Below are 16,454 nucleotides of genomic sequence, written 5' to 3'. Positions count from 1 at the left end.
CGCGCTGACGCGCCTCGTCGGCGCGCGAATGGCCCCGCGGGCGCCGGGTAGCTGCCGGCTGCATCCGCACAGTCGCGACCGCAAGGAGACGAGCGCATGCGAGTACCACGCACACGGGGCGCAGTCAGCGGGATGGTGATCGCCCTGCTGGGCCTGTGGGGCGCGCTGATCCCGTTCATCGGCCCGTCGTTCGACTACGCGATCGGCTCGACCGACGCATGGGACTGGAGCGCCGGCCGCTTCTGGCTGTCGGTCCTGCCGGGGATCGTCGCGATCGTCGGCGGCCTGCTGCTGATGACGAGCGCCCGCCGCCCGACCGCCTCGCTCGGCGCGATGATGGGCGTCGCCGCAGGCGCCTGGTTCATCGTCGGCCCGACCGTCAGCCGCTGGTGGAACGACGGCGTCAGCCAGGCCGGCGCGCCGCACGGCTCGACGACCACGCAGATCCTCGCCGAGCTGGGGTGGTTCCTCGCGCTCGGCGCGCTGATCCTCTACTTCGCCGCCGCGGCGCTGGGCCGGCTCTCGGTCCGCAGCGTCCGCGACGTCGAGCTGGCCGAGGAGGCGACCGCCGCCGAGACGACCACCGCCGGCGCGCCCGCGACCGGCGCCTCCGCCACCGGCGCGCCCGCCGCCGGCGCGACGGCGCCGGCCGGCACGACCGCCGGCCCGCCGGCGGCACGCGCGCGCGGCCGCGGCCCGCGGCGCGGCTTCCGCCGCCGCAGCTCGGCCTGAGGCCGCTCCCCGCGCGCCGGCCGAGCCGCCCGCTCGACCGGCGCCGGGGTCGCCCTGCCGGAACCCCGGCCGCGAGCGGCCGGGACCGGCTCTCCGCAAGCTCGCCCGATCAGCCGACGCCGGTCGCCGTCGCCGGCTTCACGTTCTGGTTGAAGCGGAAGAAGTTGTCGGGGTCGTAGGCGCCCTTGATCCGCGCCAGTCTCGCGTAGCTGTCGCCGAAGGCCGCGCGGACGCGGTCGCGGCCCTCGTCGCCGATGAAGTTGAGGTAGACGCCGCCGCTGGAGAACGGCTTCATCTGCGCCGACATCCCGCGCGCCCAGCCGATCACGGTCGCGTCGTCGCCGGCCTCCTCCCACAGCGCGAAGGGATGGGTCACCCACGTCGCCTGACGCTGGGCCATCGGCGTCTGCGCGCCGCCGGCGCGGGCGATCGCGCCGCCCCACGGGAAGAGGATCGACTGCGTCGCCGACGGCACCGGCATGCGCTCGGAGCCGGCGACGAACGCCGACACCGCCTCGTCGGGGAGCGCGTCGAGGTAGTCGGCCGTCCACCAGTTCCGCAGGCCCGGCGGATCGTCGATCAGCTGCTGGAACTCGACGTAGGGCATCTCGCCGACGAGGTCGACGTCGGGCCCGAGCATGCGGAACGCCTCGGCGTAGGCCTCGCCCTCGCGCCGGTCGGAGCCGGCCCACATGAACGCCAGCCCGCAGCAGAGGCGCCCCTGCAACTCGGCCGGCACGAACTCCTCGGGCGGACCGGTCAGGTAGACCGCGCCGAGCGCGAGGTCCTCGGGCGCGCCGCCCTCGATCGTCGCGCGCATCAGCTCGATCACGTCCCGGCCGCGCTCGCCGGCCCACAGCATCAGCCCGGCGAGGACGTTCGGCCCGAGCGGGTGGAGGTCGAACTCGAAGGCGGTCGCGACGCCGAAGTTGCCGCCGCCGCCGTGAAGCGCCCAGAAGAGATCGGCGCGCTCCTCGGCGCTCGCGCGCACGTGCTCGCCGTCGGCGGTGACGAGCTCGACCGCGCGCAGGTTGTCGCAGGTGAGCCCGTGCTTGCGCTCCAGCCAGCCCGAGCCGCCGCCGAGCGTCAGCCCCGCGACGCCGGTGGTCGAGACGCGCCCGCCGGTCGTCGCCAGTCCGTGCTCCTGCGTCGCGCGGTCGAACTCGGCCCAGGTCGCGCCGGCGCCGCAGCGCGCGGTCCGCGCGTCTGGGTCGACCGCGACGCCCTTCATCGCGCGCACGTCGATCACGAGCCCGCCGTCGACCGTCGAGGAGCCGGCGACCGAATGGCCGCCGCTGCGGACCGCCGTCGGCAGCCCCGACTCGCGCCCGTAGGCGATCGCCGCGCGGACGTCGTCGACGCCCGCGCACTGGACGATCGCGGCCGGCCGCGCCGTGATCATCGCGTTGAAGAGGGTGCGGGCGTCGTCGTAGCCCGCGTTGCCGGGCAGCAGGACCCGTCCCGCGATGGCGCCGCGCAACTCGCGCAGCGCGCTGTCGCCGACCGTGCCGGTCATCACGGCTCTCCCTTCCGATCGATTAAGAGAGCGGCTGGCCCGACACGGTAGAGGCGGCTCGCGGTGGGATGCAAGCCTGCCGGCCCGGCGGTGCGCCAGGAAGCGGCGCATCGCGGGATGAGTCCGGTATGCATCGCGCCGACGGCGTGTGCGACGACCGGCGCGCGCGGTGTGCCGCGCGACCGGCGGGTGCGCGGCGCCGCGCCCGTCGGCTGACCTGGCGCGCTGACCGCTGCCGTCTCGATCCCTACACTGCTCGGAGCGCACGGGCGTTCCACGGGGGTGCGTCGGCGCTGCATCGCAGGCGACGAACGGACGAGCGGGTGGACTGGTACCTCGATGGCAGCACGCCGGAGGCGGTCACGGATCTCCGGCACGAGATCGTCGGCTACCTGCGCCGTCACGCCGATCCGGGAAGCGATCTGCCCGGCGCCGAGCTGGCCGTCTCGGAGCTGCTGTCGAACGTCGTCCAGCATGCGCCGGGCCCGGCGTGGGCGCAGATCGACTGGTCGGGCGAGCGGGCGGTGCTCGCCGTCCACGACCTCGGCCGCGGCTTCGACCCCGTCGCCGAGCTGCCGGAGGACCTGCTCCAGCCCGGCGGCGGCCGCGGGCTGTTCGTCGCCTCCAACGTCTCCGGCTGGATGACGGTCGCCGCGAAGCGGGCCGGCGGCTCCCGCGTCACCGTCGAGCTGCCCGTCGCGCGCGTGCCCGAGCGCGACCTCGACCCGCCGCGCCAGCGCGCCGGGGCGCTGCCCTCGCCCGGGCAGGCGGAGGCCGACGGCTCGTTCGGCAAGGAGGCGTTCCTGCTCGCGCTCGTCGTCCAGCTGGCGGCGGCGGTCGAGCGCAACGAGGGGCCCGACGCGGCCGAGGCGGCGGTCGCCCAGGTCGGCGCCGACGTCGGCGGGCGGATCGAGGAGGAGTACCGTCGCGCGCGCGGGATCGTCGGCGAGCTGCCGCCGACGCAGATCGCCGACCTCTACGTGCGGCTGAAGGCGGCGATCGACGGCGACTTCTACGTCGTCGACGTCGACGAGGACCGGATCGTGCTCGGCAACCGCGCCTGCCCGTTCGGCGACGTCGTGCGGCGCGCGCCGGGGCTCTGCCGCATGACCTCGAGCGTCTTCGGCGGCATCGCGGCCCGCAACACCGGCGGCGCGACGGTCGTGTTGGAGGAGCGGATCGCGCTCGGCGATCCCGAGTGCCGCGTCGTCGTCTGGCTGCGCGGCGACAGGCGCGGCCAATGGCGCTTCGCGCACGAGTACGGCGCGGGCGCCGGCGTGATCGCGGCCGACGGCGCATAGCGCCGGCGCGCGCCTCACCCCGTCTGACGCGGCCGAAGCGGTCCGCAGCGGGAGCGGCGCAGCGGCTGTCGGGACCCCGATTCGGCTCGCCGCCTCCGACCTGGCAAGCTTCAAGCGGATGGAGGCGAGGATCTCGAACGAGTTCGCCCAGGGCTTCACCTGGGTCGTCGAGGAGCGGATGGAGCGCGCGTCGCACGCGCTCGTCGACCAGGGCCGCGTCTGGCTGATCGACCCGGTCGCGTGGGAGCCTGCGCTGGAGCGCGCCGCCGCGCTCGGCGAGCCGGCCGGCGTCATCCAGCTGCTCGACCGCCACAACCGCGACAGCGCTGCGCTCGCCAGACGCCTCGGGGTGCCGCTGACGCGGCTGCCGGAGGCGCTCGTCGGCGCGCCGTTCCAGCCGCACCGGCTGATCGACCGGCCGTGGTGGCGCGAGGTCGTGCTGTGGTGGCCGGGGCAGAAGCTGCTCGTCGTGCCCGAGGCGGTCGGGACCGCGGGCTCCTTCGCGCTCGGCCGCCCGCTCGGCGTCCACCCGATGCTGCGGCTGACGCCGCCCTACAGCCTCCGCGCCTACGACCCCGACAGCATCCTCGTCGGCCACGGCCCGAGCCTCCACAGGGCCGCCTCCGCCGCGCTCGAGGTCGCCCTCCACCACGCGCGCAGCGACATCGTCAGAGGCGTGGCGATGCTGCCGCAGCTGCTGAAGCGCGGCGGCTGAGCGCCGCGAGCGCGACGGTCTCGGCGGCGCGGCCGCCGGAACCGCCCCATCTCGTAAACGGGCACGTATACGCTCACGTGCAGCAGGGGGGCCGGCGAGCGGAGATGATCTTTCGCCATCCGGCCAATGACGCTTGACGGGCCATGGGACAATCTTGGTCCAGCCAACTGATCGTAGTTCAGTCAACTGAACCCGGAGAAGAGATGACACAGAGGAAGATGTGGCGCCTTTTGACCGTCGCGATCGCCTTCGTCGTGCTCGGCGTGACCGTGGCGGCCTGTGGCAGCAGCGACTCCGGGGGGACCGCCGACACCGTCAGAACGACGAGCGGCGGCGAGCTGGCGGAGATGACGAAGGCGACGCTCGTGCTCGACTTCGTCCCCAACGCCGTCCACGCCGGCATCTACCGCGCGATCGCGGCCGGCTACTACAGAGACCGCAACATCGACCTCGAGGTGATCCAGCCGACCTCGACGGCCGACACGCTGCGGCTCATCAACGCGGACAAGGCCGACTTCGGCCTCGCCGACGGGCTCGACGTCGCCAACCAGATCGGCGAGGGCCTCGACATCGAGGCGTTCATGGCGATCGTCCAGCGCCCGCTCGGCGGCGTCATCACGCTGGAGAGCGAGGGGATCGCCTCCGGCAGACAGCTGGAGGGCAAGACGGTCGGCGTCACCGGCGTCCCGTCCGACAACGCGATCCTCGACACGGTCGTCAGAAACGACGGCGGCGACCCGTCGAAGGTCAAGGTCGTGACGATCGGCTTCAACGGCGTCCAGAACCTCCAGAGCGGCAAGATCGCCGGCTTCACCGGCTTCTGGCCGGCCGACGGCGTCCAGCTCGACGTCGACGGCCACAGAACCCACAGCTTCAAGCTCGACGAGAACGGCGGGCCGGTCTACCCGGGCCTCGTCGCCTTCTCGACGACCGAGCACATCGACCAGGACCCGGCGCTGATCAGAGCGTTCGCGGAGGCGACGGTCGAGGGCTACGAGGACGCGATCAGCGATCCCGCGCAGGCGCTCGCCGACCTGCTCGCCCAGAACAAGTCGCTGAGAGAGAGACTGACGAGAGCGCAGCTCGACGCCTACGGCCCGCTGTTCCAGGGCGACGCCGCCCGCTTCGGCGAGATCGACGCCGCCAACGTCGAGGCGCTGTCGGAGTGGATGGTCGAGAACAGACTCGCGAGCGAGCCGTTCACACCGGAGCGCTACGGCGGCAACGACCACCTGCCGGCGGCGAGCGGCTCATGACCGCGCCGCAGGAGGCCCCCGCCAAGCTCGTCGTCGAGGACGTCGGCAAGCGCTTCGCCGGCGACGGCGGCGAGACGGTCGTCGCGCTGGAGGGGGCCGATCTGCGGATCGCGCCGGGCGAGTTCGTCTCGATCGTCGGCCCCAGCGGCTGCGGCAAGTCGACGCTCTTCAACATCGTCGCCGGCCTGACGCGGCCCACCCGGGGGCGCGTCCTGCTCGACGGCGAGGAGCACGCCTCGCTGCTGGGGCGCGTCGGCTACATGCCGCAGAAGGATCTGCTGATGCCGTGGCGCTCGGTGCTCGACAACGTCACGCTCGGGCTGGAGATGGGCGGCGTCTCGCGCCGCGACGCGCGCGAGCTGGCGCGCGCCGAGCTGGGCCGTTTCGGGCTGCGCGGCTTCGAGCGACGGTGGCCGCGCGACCTCTCGGGCGGCATGCGGCAGCGCGCCGCGCTGCTGCGCACCTTCCTCGCCGGCCGCGAGCTGATGCTGCTCGACGAGCCGTTCGGCGCGCTCGACGCGCTCACGCGCCAGACGATGCAGGAGTGGCTGCTCGACGTCTGGGCGGCCGACCGCAAGACGATCCTCTTCATCACCCACGACGTCGAGGAGGCCGTCTACCTCTCCGACCGGGTCTACGTGATGTCGGGCCGGCCCGGCCGCGTGCAGCTGTGCGTCGAGATCGACCTGCCGCGGCCGCGCAGGTTCGAGATCCACGGCTCGCCCGCGTTCGTCGCGCTCAAGCAGCGGCTGCTGGCGCCGCTGCACGAGGCGTCGCGCCGGCAGCTCGAGGAGGTCGTCGCCTGATGTCGGCGGTGCAGACCGCGGCCTCCGCGCGCGGCGAGGCCGAGAGCCGCCGCGGCTCCGGCGCCCGGCTGCGCCGCGCCGCCGGGCACGTCCTGCCGCCGCTGCTGTTCCTGGCGCTCGTGCTCGTGCTGTGGCAGGCCGGCGTGCGGATCAGCGGCACCGAGGAGTCGACGCTGCCGGCGCCGACCGACGTCTTCAGCGCGATGTGGGAGAACCGCACGCTGCTGGCCGACAACGCGTGGGTGACGATCCAGGAGATCCTGATCGGCTACACGGCCGCGATCGTGCTGGGCGTCGGCCTCGCCGTCGTGCTCGCCAGCTCGCTGCTGGCCGAGCGGGCGATGTACCCGTGGCTGGTCGTCTCGCAGATGGTCCCGATCCCGGCGATCGCGCCGATCCTCGTGATCTGGACCGGGTTCGACCTGCGCCCGAAGGTGATCGTGATCGCCCTCGTCAGCTTCTTCCCGATCGCCGTCAACACGCTCGACGGGCTGAAGTCGACCGAGCCGGAGCTGCTCAACCTGCTGAAGACGCTCGGCGCCGGGCGCTGGAAGCGGTTTCGGACCGCGCAGCTGCCGAGCGCGCTGCCGTTCCTCTTCTCGGGCCTGAAGATCGGCGCGGCGCTGTCGGTGATCGGCGCCGTCTTCGCCGAGTGGGTCGGGGCCGACGCCGGGCTCGGCTACCTGATCCTGACGCTCAACAACCAGGTCGCGACGGCGGAGATGTTCGCGACGATCATCGTCCTCGCCGTCATCGGCATCGCGCTGTTCGGGCTGGTCCGGCTCGCCGAGCGGTTGATGCTGCCGTGGTACCACGCGGGCCGCAAGGAGGAGCGGGCGTGAACGGAGCGCCGTCGACCGTCGTCCGCGGGGCGTGGGTGCTGGCGATGGACCCGGCCCGCGAGCTGATCCGCGACGGCGCCGTCGCCTTCGCCGCCGACGGGGCGATCGCCGCCGTCGGCCCGTGGGCGGAGCTGCGGGAGCGCTTCCCGGAGGCGGAGGTCGTCGGCGACGGCCATGGGATCGTCCTGCCGGGCTTCGTCAACTGCCACACCCACCTGACCGAAGGCCTCGTGACGGGGATGGGGGAGACCGCGTCCCTGTGGGAGTGGTTCGAGCGGGTGGTCGAGCCGGCCGGCCGCGTCACGACGCGCGAGGACGTGCGGATCGGGACGAAGCTGAAGGGCGCCGAGATGCTGCTGTCCGGCATCACGACCGTCAACGACATGTCCTGCCACCGCAACCTCGGCTCGCTCGCCTCGCTCGGCGCCGCCGACGGCCTCGCCGAGATGGGCCTGCGCGGGATCGTCTCCTTCGGCGCCGAGAACCTCTACGAGGGTGCGCCGCCGGAGGATGCGTTCGTCGCCGAGCACGAGGCGCTCGCCGACCGCCTCGCCGCCGAGCCGCTGCTCGGCTTCCGGCTCGGGATCGGGACGATCCTCGGCGTCAGCGACGAGCTGATGGCGCGCAGCGTCGCGGCGTGCGCGCGGCACGGCTGGGCGGTCCACACCCACCTCGCCGAGGTGCGCGAGGAGGTGACCGAGTCGCGCAGCCGGCACGCCGGCCGCACGACCGTCGAGCACGCCGCCCACGTCGGCCTGCTCGACCACGAGCTGATCGCCGGCCACTGCATCTGGTGCGGCGAGCGCGACCTGTCGCTGCTGGCCGCGCGGGACGTGGCGGTCGCCCACAGCCCGGTCGCGAACATGATCCTCGCCTCCGGCGTCTGCCCGGTGCCGCGGCTGCGGCGGGAGGGGGTCCGGGTCGGGATCGGCACCGACGGCGCCGCCTCCAACGACAACCAGGACATGTTCGGCGCGATCAAGGCGGCGGCGCTGCTGCAGAAGGTCCATCACCTGCGCGCCGACGCGATCACGGCGGTCGACGTGCTCCGGATGGCGACGTTGGAGGGCGCGAGGGCGCTGCGGCTCGACGACCGCGTCGGCTCGCTGGAGGCGGGCAAGCGCGCCGACGTCGTGCTGCTCGACGGCAACACGCCCGAGCTGGCGGCGATCCACGACCCGTGGCAGCAGGTCGTCTACTGCGCCACGTCGCGCTGCGTCAGCCACGTCTGGGTCGACGGCGCCGCGCGCGTCGCCGACGGCAGGCTGGTCGGGCACGAGCTGCGCGAGATCGCGGTCGAGGCCCGCGCGCAGGCGGTCGACCTCGCGCGACGGGCCGACCTGTCGGCCGAGTCGGTGCTGTGCGGGGGCGAGGGGAGGGCCTTCCCGCCCTCCGCGCACGCGCGCGTGGAGAACGACGGCGCGTCGGCGCTCGTCGTCTGACCGGCGCCCTGTCCCGGCGACGGATCGCCGTCGCACCTCGAAGTGCGCCGTTGCGCGGCGATGGTACGATCGGTCACAAAATCGGGACACCGTGTCTCACTTTGAGGTCGCAACGCTGGGAGACGACTTGGACGCGAAGAAGGAAGCTTCAGGGAGTGCCGGACCGCCGAGCGCGGACCGCGGGACGACGGCTCTCGTGATCGCCGGCGTCAGCCTGCTCACGATCGTCTGCGCCGCGGTCATCGCGTTCGTGATCGTGGGCAACGCCGACAGCGAGGCCCACGAGATCAAGAGCGCGAGAGGCACCGTCACGCTGACGAAGGCCGAGGCGCGCGGTCGCGAGGTGTTCGGCGAGAACTGCGCCAACTGCCACACGCTCGCGTCGGCGAACGCCGTGGGCCAGATCGGGCCGAATCTCGACGAGCTCAAGCCCGACGCGGCGCTCGTCAGACATGCCGTCGAGTTCGGCCGCTCCAACGGCCGCGGCGAGATGCCCGGCAGGCTGCTCTCGGGCGTCGAGCTCGAGGAGGTCGCCGCCTACGTCGCCGCCGCCGGCGGCCACGGCGCCTCCTAGCGCTCCGCCGCACGGCGGACGTCCTTTCGCGAACGGGCGGCGCACCTGCGGGTGCGCCGCCCGTCGTCGTTCTCGGGGCCGTCCGGCGGCCGGCCGGCGTCCCCGGCCCGGCCGCCCCGGCGCGTGTCCGCTCGCCCGCTCGCGGGGCTTGCATCTGTCTGCCCTCGATGCGAACATGCGTTCGTGTCGATGGTCGTCTGCGTCCTGATCCCCCGCTTCCAGCTGACCGTCGCGGTCGGTGACCGCGAGGAGCTGCTCGGCTCCCCGGCCGCGCTCGCGCCCGAGCCCGGGCGGGAGGCGCGGATCGGGGAGGTCTCGCTCGCCGCCGAGGCGTTCGGCGTGCGCGCCGGGATGCCGCTGGGGGAGGCGCTCTCGCGCTGTCCCCAGCTGACGCTCGTGCCGCCCGACCCGGCCGGCGTCGCCGACGCCTGGGAGCGGCTGCTGGTGCGGCTGGAGTCGATCGGCGCGGCGGTCGCGCCGGAGCGGCCGGGGCTGGCGAGCTTCGCCGCGCAGGGGCTCGTGCGGCTGCACGGCGGGACGCTGGAGCGGGTGCTGGCGGCGGCGCGGACGGCGCTGCGCCATCCGGCCCGGATCGGCGCCGGGCCGTCGCGCTTCTGCGCGCTGGCCGCGGCGACGCGCGCGCGGGCGCGCAGGCCGCAGATCGTGCTCGGGGACGAGCGTGCAGCGCGCGACTACCTCGCGCCGCTGCCGGTCGCGCTGCTGCGCGGGCGCGACGAGACGGCCGCGCTGCCGGAGGCGCTCGCCCGGCTGGGGGTCGAGACGCTCGGGGAGCTGGCGGCGCTGCCGCGGTCCGACGTCGCCGACCGCTTCGGCGCGCCCGGGCTGCTCGCCCGGGAGCTGGCGCAGGGGCGCGACGGGTCGCTGCGGCCGCGGGAGGCGCCGGAGCGGCTGGAGGAGGAGCTGGAGCTGCCGGAGGCGCTCTCGGGCGCCCAGCTCGACCGGGCGCTCGGCCTGCTGGTCGACCGGCTGCTGGCCCGGCACGAGCGGCGCGGGCGGACGCTGCGGGCGGTCGTGCTGGCGGCGACGCTCGTCGAGGGCGGGACCTGGCGCGAGCAGGTCCCCTTCCGCGAGGCGCTGTCGGACCCGACGCGGATGCGGCTCGCGCTGGCGCCGCGCCTGGCGCTGCTGCCGGCGCCGGCCGAGCGGCTGCGGCTCGCCGTGGTCCGCTTCGGCCCGGCGGCCAGCGACCAGCGCTCGCTGCTCGACGAGGCGGCGGCCGAGCGCCGTGAGCGGCTGCGCGAGGGCGTGCGCCAGGCGCGCGCCGCCGCGGGGCCCGACGCGGCGCTGCGGGTCCTCGCCGTCGATCCCGACTCGCGCGTGCCCGAGCGGCGCGCGGTGCTGACGCCGTTCGAATGAGCGTCCCGCGTCTTCACGGCCGCGCCGGAGGCGGCGCCGGCAGGTCCACGGGCGGAGGCGCGAGTGGTCGCTCGGCGAGAGCGGGCGGCGGTGCGGGCGCGGTGAGGGGCCGCTCGGCGGGCGGGGGCGCTGGCCTGACCTCCGCCGCCGTCCGCCGCCACCGGCTCGCCGCGCCGCGCCGCGCGCGTGTGCGCGCCGACGAGCGCGACGGCCGACCGCTGCTGGTCGACGGCCGCGAGGTCGACGCCGTGCGCGAATCGTGGCTGGTCGAGGACCGCTGGTGGAGCGAGCGCCCGCTGCGCCGCCGCTACTGGGAGGTCGTCACCACCTGCGGCCGCAACGTCGTCGTCTTCCACGATCTGCGCGAGGGCGGCTGGTTCCGCCAGCGGTGAGCGCGCGTCTGTCGGACGAGGCGTCGGAGTCGCGCTCCCCGAGCCCCGCCCGTCATTCGATCCGCCCCATATGCGAACATATGTTCGTGCCCTACGTCGAGCTCCACGCCCACTCAGCCTTCTCGTTCCTGGACGGCGCATCGCTGCCGGACGAGCTGGTCGCGGCCGCGCTGGAGCAGGGGCACGAGGCGCTCGCGCTGACCGACCACGACAACGTCTGCGGGGCGATGGAGTTCGCCAGCTCGGCGCAGGCGCTCGGTCTGCGGGCGATCCACGGCGCCGAGCTGACGCTCGACGACGGCCGCCATCTCACGCTGCTCGTCGAGGACGAGCGCGGATGGCGCAGCCTCTGCCGGCTCCTCACGCTCGCCCATGCGCACACGCGCGGGGACGAGCCGCCCGTGCGCACACACGGGCGGGAGCCGGGAGACCTCTCGCGCGCTGAGGGGAGCGCGAGGAGGGGGCGCACGGGGGACCCGGGAGCGGGGACGCTCGCTCCCGGGGTGCGCCTGGACGGGGAGGAGGGGTCGCTCCTCTCGGTCCCGAGCGGCACGCGCCCGGCCGGGGGGCGTCCGACCAGGCGGGAGGACCCGCTCGTCGCGGCCGCGCTGCCCGGTCCCCGCACCGGCTCGGCCCCGCGGATCCGCACCCGCCAGGCGACCCAGCCGTTCGTCTCGCTCGACCAGGTCGCCGCCCACGCGGAGGGGCTCGTCTGCCTCAGCGGCTGCGCGAGCCACGGCGTCCACGACCTCGACGGCCTGCGCTTCCTGCGCGCCGCCTTCGGCCGCGACAACCTCTACGTCGAGCTGCAGCGGCCCTACCTGCGCGACGACCGCGCCCGCAACCGCCGCCTCGCCGGTCTCGCGCGCGAGCTGGAGCTGCGTTGCGTGGCGACCGGCAACGTCCACGCCCACGCGCGCTCGCGCGGGCCGTTGCAGGACGCGCTCGTCGCGGTCCGCCTGCACACGACGCTCGACGCCTCCGAGCCCGGGCGCCGCGGCAACTTCAGCCACGTGCTCGCCTCGCCGCGGGCGATGGCGGCCCGCTTCGCCGCCGACCATCCCGACGCCGTCGCCGAGACGGCGCGGCTGGCCGACCGGCTGCGCTTCGACCTGACCCAGGGGCTCGGCTACCGCTATCCCGGCTCCGAGGACGAGACCGCGACCCGCAGACTGGCCGAGCTGTGCGGCGAGCGCCTCGCCGAGCGCTACGCGACCGTCGGCGCCGCCCACCGCGCGGAGGCGCGAGCGCGCCTGGAGCAGGAGCTGCGGATCATCGACAAGCTCGGCCTCGCCGGCTTCTTCCTGCTCCACCGCGACATGCTCGAGCTGGCGCGCGAGGTCGCCGTCGAGGTGCGCGGCCACGACACCGCCCGCGCGCTGCTGCCGCCGGGGCGGGGGCGCGGCTCCTCGGTCTCCTCGATCGTCTGCTACCTGACCGGCCTCTCGCACGTCGACCCGGTCGCCAACGACCTCTTCATCGGCCGCTTCCTGAACGAGGACCTGCAGGCGCTGCCGGACATCGACCTCGACTTCCCGCGCGACGTGCGCGCGGCGTTGATACCGCGCATCCACCAGGTCTTCGGCGCGGAGAAGTCGGCGCTGGTCGCCGCCTTCCCGACCTACCGCGCGCGCGGCGCGATCCGCGAGCTGGGCAAGGCGCTCGGCCTGCCGCCGGGCGAGATCGAGCGGGTCGCGCGCGGCTCGGAGGGCTGGTCGGCGCGCGACGTCGCCAGAGACGTCGCCTCCGCGCTCGGCGAGCGGCGGCTCGCGAGCGGCCGCTGGGCGTGGCTGGCGCGGCTGGCGGAGGAGGCGCACGGTCTGCCGCGCCACCTCTCCCAGCACTCGGGCGGGATGGTCGTCGCGACGCGTCCGCTGAACGAGTGCTGCCCGATCGTGCCGGCCGCGATGGAGGGTCGCCAGATGGTGCAGTGGGACAAGGACTCCTGCGCCGACGCCGGCTTCCTCAAGATCGACCTGCTCGGCCTCGGGATGCTGTCGGCGGTCGAGCGGGCGGTCGAGGCGATCGCGCGGACGCGCGGCGAGCGGATCGACCTCTCGCGGATCGACTACGACGACAGGCCGACCTACGAGGCGATCCAGAACGCGGAGACGACCGGCGTCTTCCAGATCGAGAGCCGCGCGCAGATGGCGTCGCTGCGGCGCACGCGGCCGTCGAACTTGCAGGAGCTGACGATCCAGGTCGCGATCGTGCGGCCGGGGCCGATCCAGGGCGGCGCGGTCAACCCCTACATCGATCGCCTCCAGCGCAAGCGCGCCGACCCCGACTACGAGATCCCCTACGAGCATCCGTCGCTGGTCGGGCCGCTGAGAGAGACGCTCGGGACGATCATCTTCCAGGACCAGGTGATCGAGGTCGCGATGGCCTTCGCCGGCTTCTCCCCCGGGGAGGCCGAGGGGCTGCGGCGGGCGATGAGCCGCAAGCGCTCCGAGGCGGCGATCGAGGCCCACCACCGCAGATTCGTCGCGGGCGCGATCGCCCGCCACGGCGTCAGCCCGGAGCTGGCCGAGCGCGTCTTCCAGATGGTCCGCGGCTTCTCCGGCTTCGGCTTCCCGAAGGCCCATGGCGCCGCCTTCGGCCTGCTCGCCTACCAGTCGACCTGGCTGCGCGTCCACTACCCGCAGGAGTTCCTCTGCGCGCTGCTGAACGAGCAGCCGATGGGCTTCTACCCGCCCGACGCGCTCGTCCACGAGGCGCAGCGGCGCGGGATCGAGGTGCTGCCGCCGGAGGTCAACGCGAGCGAGGTCGAGTGCACGATCGAGCTGCCGCCGGCGCCGGCCGCCGGCGTCGAGGGCCTGCTGGCGGAGCGTCCGCCCGGCGCCGACGGCCTCGTCGTCGCCGACGGCCTCCGCTTCGCCCCCTCCGCCGACACTCGTTCCCCGGACCCCTTCGCGGCGCCCAGCACCGCACCACCCGCCGCCCCACCGCCCGCCGCGACGCCCGCCGCCGCGCCGCCCGCCGCCCCACCGCCCGCCGCGACGCCCTCCGCCGAGGCCGCGCCGTCCGCTGCGCCGCCCGCCGCGACGCCCTCCGCCGAGGCCGCGCCGTCCGCCGCGCCGCCCGCCGCGACGCCCTCCGCCGAGGCCGCGCCGTCCGCCGCCGGCAGCACGGGCGAGCGTGCCGCGGCGCCGCGTCCGACCGTCCCCGCCGGGGCCGCGGTCGCGCCGCGCGTGCGGATCGGGCTCGGCTACGTGCGCGGCGTCCAGGCCCACGACGCCGAGGCGCTCGTCGCAGCCCGCCACGCCGTCGGCGGCCGCTTCGCCGACCTCGGCGACCTCGCCGCCCACGCGGGCGCCGGCCGTCCGGCGCTGGAGGCGCTCGCCTGGTCGGGCGCCTGCGACGCGCTCGCCGGCGGCGACCGCCGCACCGCGCTGTGGCGGCTCGGCGTCGCGGTGCCGGGGCGGCCGGTGCCGGGCGGGACCCAGCTGGCGCTGCCGCTGGAGCTGCCGTCCTCGCCGCGGCTGAACCCGCTGACCGCCTGGGACGGGATGCTCGCCGACTACGACGCGACCGGCATGACCGTCACGACCCATCCGCTCAGACTGCTGCGCCCGAGCCTCCCGCGGACGGTCGTCAGCAGCCGCGAGCTGGCGTCGCTTCCGCACGGGGCGCGCGTGAAGGTCGGCGGGATGGTCGTCGCCCGCCAGCGGCCCGGCACCGCCTCCGGGATCGTCTTCCTGCTGATCGAGGACGAGCACGGGACGGTCAACCTCGTCGTGCGGCCGGAGCTGTACGAGCGCAGCCGCCTGACCGTCCGCACCGAGCCGCTCGTGCTCGCGGAGGGCGTGCTCGAGCGCCATCCGGCCGCGGGCGGCGGCATCAGCGTCCTGCTCGACCGCATCGGCCCGCTCGAGGTGCCCGACGGACGGATGGGCAAGGTCATCGCCAAGGACTTCTCGCCGCTCGACGAGGCCGAGCGCCACGCGATCGAGGTCGAGCGCGCGGCCGCCGGCGCGGGCGGTGGCCGCAGCGACTTCCGCGCCGTCGCGCCGGAGGTCATGAACTTCGGCCGCGGGCGCTCCCGCTGACCGGCCGCCGCCGGCCGCCGTGCCGGTGGTCGCCGACGTGACAGTTCACCCTTCCATTCCGTGGTGCGGAGCGGATAGGGTCGCTTTCCATGCTCGCAACGGCGGCGTTCATCGCATTCTGGGTCATCGTCGGACTGGTGCTTTTCCTGCTCGCGCTGCGAGGCGGACCGCGCGGCATGCGCGCGACGCTGCAGTCGCAGAGCCGCGCCGGGAACCGCACCGCGCTGATCGGCTTCTCGGTCTTCTACATCGCGGTCGGGGTCGCGGTCCCGGTGCTGCTCGGCATCGGCAACAGCGACAGCGCGGACGCCCACATAAACGGCCAGACGGTCCAGCTCACCCAGCAGGAGAGAGAGGGCCGCGAGCTGTTCGGCGCGAACTGCGCCAACTGCCACACGCTCGCGGCCGCCAGAGCCTCCGGCCAGGTCGGCCCGAGCCTCGACGTGCTCAGACCGCCGGCCGAGCTGACCTACGACGCGATCGTCAGAGGGCGCCAGCGCGGCGGCGGCACGATGCCCGCCCGCCTGCTCGAAGGCTCCCAGGCCGAAGCCGTCGCCGCCTTCGTCGCCGCGACCGCCGGCCGCTGACCCGGTAGCGGGCGCGTCCGCGCGAACAGCCCGTCGCCGCAGCCCTTCCGGTAGCGGGCCGTCCGCGCGAGCAGCTCGTCGCCGCGACCGCCGGCCGCGGCCTCCGGTAGCGGGCGCGTCCGCGCGGGTAGCACCAGGCCATGGACACCGCGCATGCCCGTGAGCTGCTGGCGCGCGAGCGCGCCCGCGTCGAGCGCGATCTCGCCGCTCTCGCGGAAGGCGACGGCCAAGCCGAAGAGCTGGCGCACTACGACCAGCACCTGGGCGACGTCGGCACCGAGACCTTCGAGCGCGAGCGTGACGAGGGGATCGCCGAGCGGCTGCGCGCGGAGCTGGCCGCGATCGAGCGCGCCGAGCGGCGGATCGAGGACGGCAGCTACGGCCGCTCGATCGAGAGCGGCGCGCCGATCCCCGACGCCCGCCTCGAAGCGATCCCGTGGGCCGAGCGCACCGTCGAGGAGCAGGCCGCCCGCGACCGCCGCGGCTGACCGCCCGACGCGCCCCAGCCGAGCCTCCGCACCCACTCACCGCGCACTCAGCCGCGCATGTCTCCGCCGCGCCGCGTGCACTCATCCACCGCGGGTCGCGCATCTCACCACCGCGTGCCGCACTTTTCGCCGCCGCGCCGCGCGCACTCATCCACCGCGGGTCGCGCATCTCACCACCGCGTGCCGCGCATGTCGCCGCCGCGCCGCGCGCACTCATCCACCGCGCGCCGCGCATCTCACCACCGCGTGCCCCGCATGTCGCCGCCGCGCCGCACGCGCAGCCACTGCGCCCGCGCATCTCGACTGCCGCGCCAGGGACCTCGACCACCGCGTCATGTCATGACACGGCCGGCCGTGTCATGACATGACGTCGTCGC

14 protein-coding genes are annotated in these 16,454 nt (G+C 75.0%); 13 read left to right on the top strand and 1 reads right to left on the bottom strand.

Going from position 1 to position 16,454, the window contains the following annotated elements:
• Nucleotides 1-96: 96 nt before the first annotated feature.
• Entirely contained in the window at nt 97-732 is a 636-nt protein-coding gene (locus BDZ31_RS18900) for a hypothetical protein (RefSeq protein ID WP_183344016.1), read from the top strand.
• 109 nt (nt 733-841) lie between these two features.
• On the opposite strand, the gene BDZ31_RS18895 is transcribed toward BDZ31_RS18900, so the two are convergent.
• Nucleotides 842-2,248 (bottom strand): FAD-binding oxidoreductase, encoded by a 1,407-nt coding sequence (locus tag BDZ31_RS18895; protein ID WP_183344015.1) that lies wholly within the window; start codon nt 2,246-2,248, stop codon nt 842-844.
• A gap of 323 nt (nt 2,249-2,571) precedes the next feature.
• On the opposite strand from BDZ31_RS18895, the gene BDZ31_RS18890 reads away from it, so the two are divergent.
• The 12 genes from BDZ31_RS18890 to BDZ31_RS18835 all read left to right on the top strand — a co-directional run bounded on the left by BDZ31_RS18890 (nt 2,572) and on the right by BDZ31_RS18835 (nt 16,077).
• Nucleotides 2,572-3,549 carry a methanogen output domain 1-containing protein gene (locus BDZ31_RS18890; protein WP_183344013.1) on the top strand — a complete coding sequence of 326 codons (978 nt, stop codon included), beginning with the start codon at nt 2,572-2,574 and terminating at the stop codon, nt 3,547-3,549.
• Nucleotides 3,550-3,667: 118 nt separating this feature from the next.
• Complete coding sequence (locus BDZ31_RS18885) at nt 3,668-4,264, top strand: hypothetical protein (RefSeq protein WP_183344011.1); 597 nt, start codon at nt 3,668-3,670, stop codon at nt 4,262-4,264.
• Nucleotides 4,265-4,467: 203 nt separating this feature from the next.
• Nucleotides 4,468-5,520: an ABC transporter substrate-binding protein gene (locus BDZ31_RS18880; protein ID WP_183344009.1), complete on the top strand. Its 1,053-nt coding sequence runs from the start codon at nt 4,468-4,470 to the stop codon at nt 5,518-5,520.
• The gene (locus BDZ31_RS18875; protein WP_183344008.1) at nt 5,517-6,326 is read left to right on the top strand and encodes an ABC transporter ATP-binding protein; all 810 of its coding nucleotides are present in this window, start codon (nt 5,517-5,519) and stop codon (nt 6,324-6,326) included. Before BDZ31_RS18880 ends, BDZ31_RS18875 begins: the two co-directional genes overlap by 4 nt.
• Nucleotides 6,326-7,168 carry an ABC transporter permease gene (locus tag BDZ31_RS18870; protein ID WP_183344006.1) on the top strand — a complete coding sequence of 281 codons (843 nt, stop codon included), beginning with the start codon at nt 6,326-6,328 and terminating at the stop codon, nt 7,166-7,168. The genes BDZ31_RS18875 and BDZ31_RS18870 overlap by 1 nt, the downstream gene beginning before the upstream one ends.
• The gene (locus BDZ31_RS18865; protein ID WP_221243175.1) at nt 7,165-8,610 is read left to right on the top strand and encodes an amidohydrolase family protein; all 1,446 of its coding nucleotides are present in this window, start codon (nt 7,165-7,167) and stop codon (nt 8,608-8,610) included. The genes BDZ31_RS18870 and BDZ31_RS18865 overlap by 4 nt, the downstream gene beginning before the upstream one ends.
• 196 nt (nt 8,611-8,806) lie before the next feature.
• On the top strand, nt 8,807-9,184 hold the full coding sequence (locus tag BDZ31_RS18860; RefSeq protein WP_221243174.1) for a c-type cytochrome: 378 nt from the start codon (nt 8,807-8,809) through the stop codon (nt 9,182-9,184).
• A gap of 189 nt (nt 9,185-9,373) precedes the next feature.
• On the top strand, nt 9,374-10,561 hold the full coding sequence (locus BDZ31_RS18855; RefSeq protein ID WP_246345546.1) for a Y-family DNA polymerase: 1,188 nt from the start codon (nt 9,374-9,376) through the stop codon (nt 10,559-10,561).
• A gap of 101 nt (nt 10,562-10,662) precedes the next feature.
• Nucleotides 10,663-10,953 carry a hypothetical protein gene (locus BDZ31_RS18850; protein ID WP_183344002.1) on the top strand — a complete coding sequence of 97 codons (291 nt, stop codon included), beginning with the start codon at nt 10,663-10,665 and terminating at the stop codon, nt 10,951-10,953.
• Between the two features lie 80 nt (nt 10,954-11,033).
• A complete protein-coding gene (locus tag BDZ31_RS18845) occupies nt 11,034-15,002 on the top strand; it encodes a DNA polymerase III subunit alpha (protein WP_183344000.1) in 3,969 nt (1,322 codons plus the stop codon).
• Nucleotides 15,003-15,091: 89 nt separating this feature from the next.
• The gene (locus BDZ31_RS18840) at nt 15,092-15,589 is read left to right on the top strand and encodes a cytochrome c (protein ID WP_221243173.1); all 498 of its coding nucleotides are present in this window, start codon (nt 15,092-15,094) and stop codon (nt 15,587-15,589) included.
• A 140-nt stretch (nt 15,590-15,729) separates the two neighbouring features.
• Nucleotides 15,730-16,077 (top strand): TraR/DksA C4-type zinc finger protein, encoded by a 348-nt coding sequence (locus BDZ31_RS18835; RefSeq protein ID WP_183343998.1) that lies wholly within the window; start codon nt 15,730-15,732, stop codon nt 16,075-16,077.
• Nucleotides 16,078-16,454 lie beyond the last annotated feature (377 nt).

This window comes from Conexibacter arvalis, from assembly GCF_014199525.1.
Classification (GTDB): Bacteria; Actinomycetota; Thermoleophilia; order Solirubrobacterales; family Solirubrobacteraceae; genus Conexibacter; species Conexibacter arvalis.
The sequence above is the reverse complement of the archived record's forward strand: the minus strand, read 5'-3'. Positions and strand labels throughout refer to the sequence as shown.

Excerpts from the sequence above, each read along its gene's own strand:
- BDZ31_RS18875 (WP_183344008.1), top strand. The coding sequence starts at position 5,517 with ATGACCGCGCCGCAGGAGGCCCCCGCCAAGCTCGTCGTCGAGGACGTC.
- BDZ31_RS18885 (WP_183344011.1), top strand. The coding sequence starts at position 3,668 with ATGGAGGCGAGGATCTCGAACGAGTTCGCCCAGGGCTTCACCTGGGTC.
- BDZ31_RS18835 (WP_183343998.1), top strand. The coding sequence starts at position 15,730 with ATGGACACCGCGCATGCCCGTGAGCTGCTGGCGCGCGAGCGCGCCCGC.
- BDZ31_RS18895 (WP_183344015.1), bottom strand. The coding sequence starts at position 2,248 with ATGACCGGCACGGTCGGCGACAGCGCGCTGCGCGAGTTGCGCGGCGCC.
- BDZ31_RS18870 (WP_183344006.1), top strand. The coding sequence starts at position 6,326 with ATGTCGGCGGTGCAGACCGCGGCCTCCGCGCGCGGCGAGGCCGAGAGC.
- BDZ31_RS18845 (WP_183344000.1), top strand. The coding sequence starts at position 11,034 with ATGTTCGTGCCCTACGTCGAGCTCCACGCCCACTCAGCCTTCTCGTTC.
- BDZ31_RS18855 (WP_246345546.1), top strand. The coding sequence starts at position 9,374 with ATGGTCGTCTGCGTCCTGATCCCCCGCTTCCAGCTGACCGTCGCGGTC.
- BDZ31_RS18840 (WP_221243173.1), top strand. The coding sequence starts at position 15,092 with ATGCTCGCAACGGCGGCGTTCATCGCATTCTGGGTCATCGTCGGACTG.
- BDZ31_RS18900 (WP_183344016.1), top strand. The coding sequence starts at position 97 with ATGCGAGTACCACGCACACGGGGCGCAGTCAGCGGGATGGTGATCGCC.
- BDZ31_RS18880 (WP_183344009.1), top strand. The coding sequence starts at position 4,468 with ATGACACAGAGGAAGATGTGGCGCCTTTTGACCGTCGCGATCGCCTTC.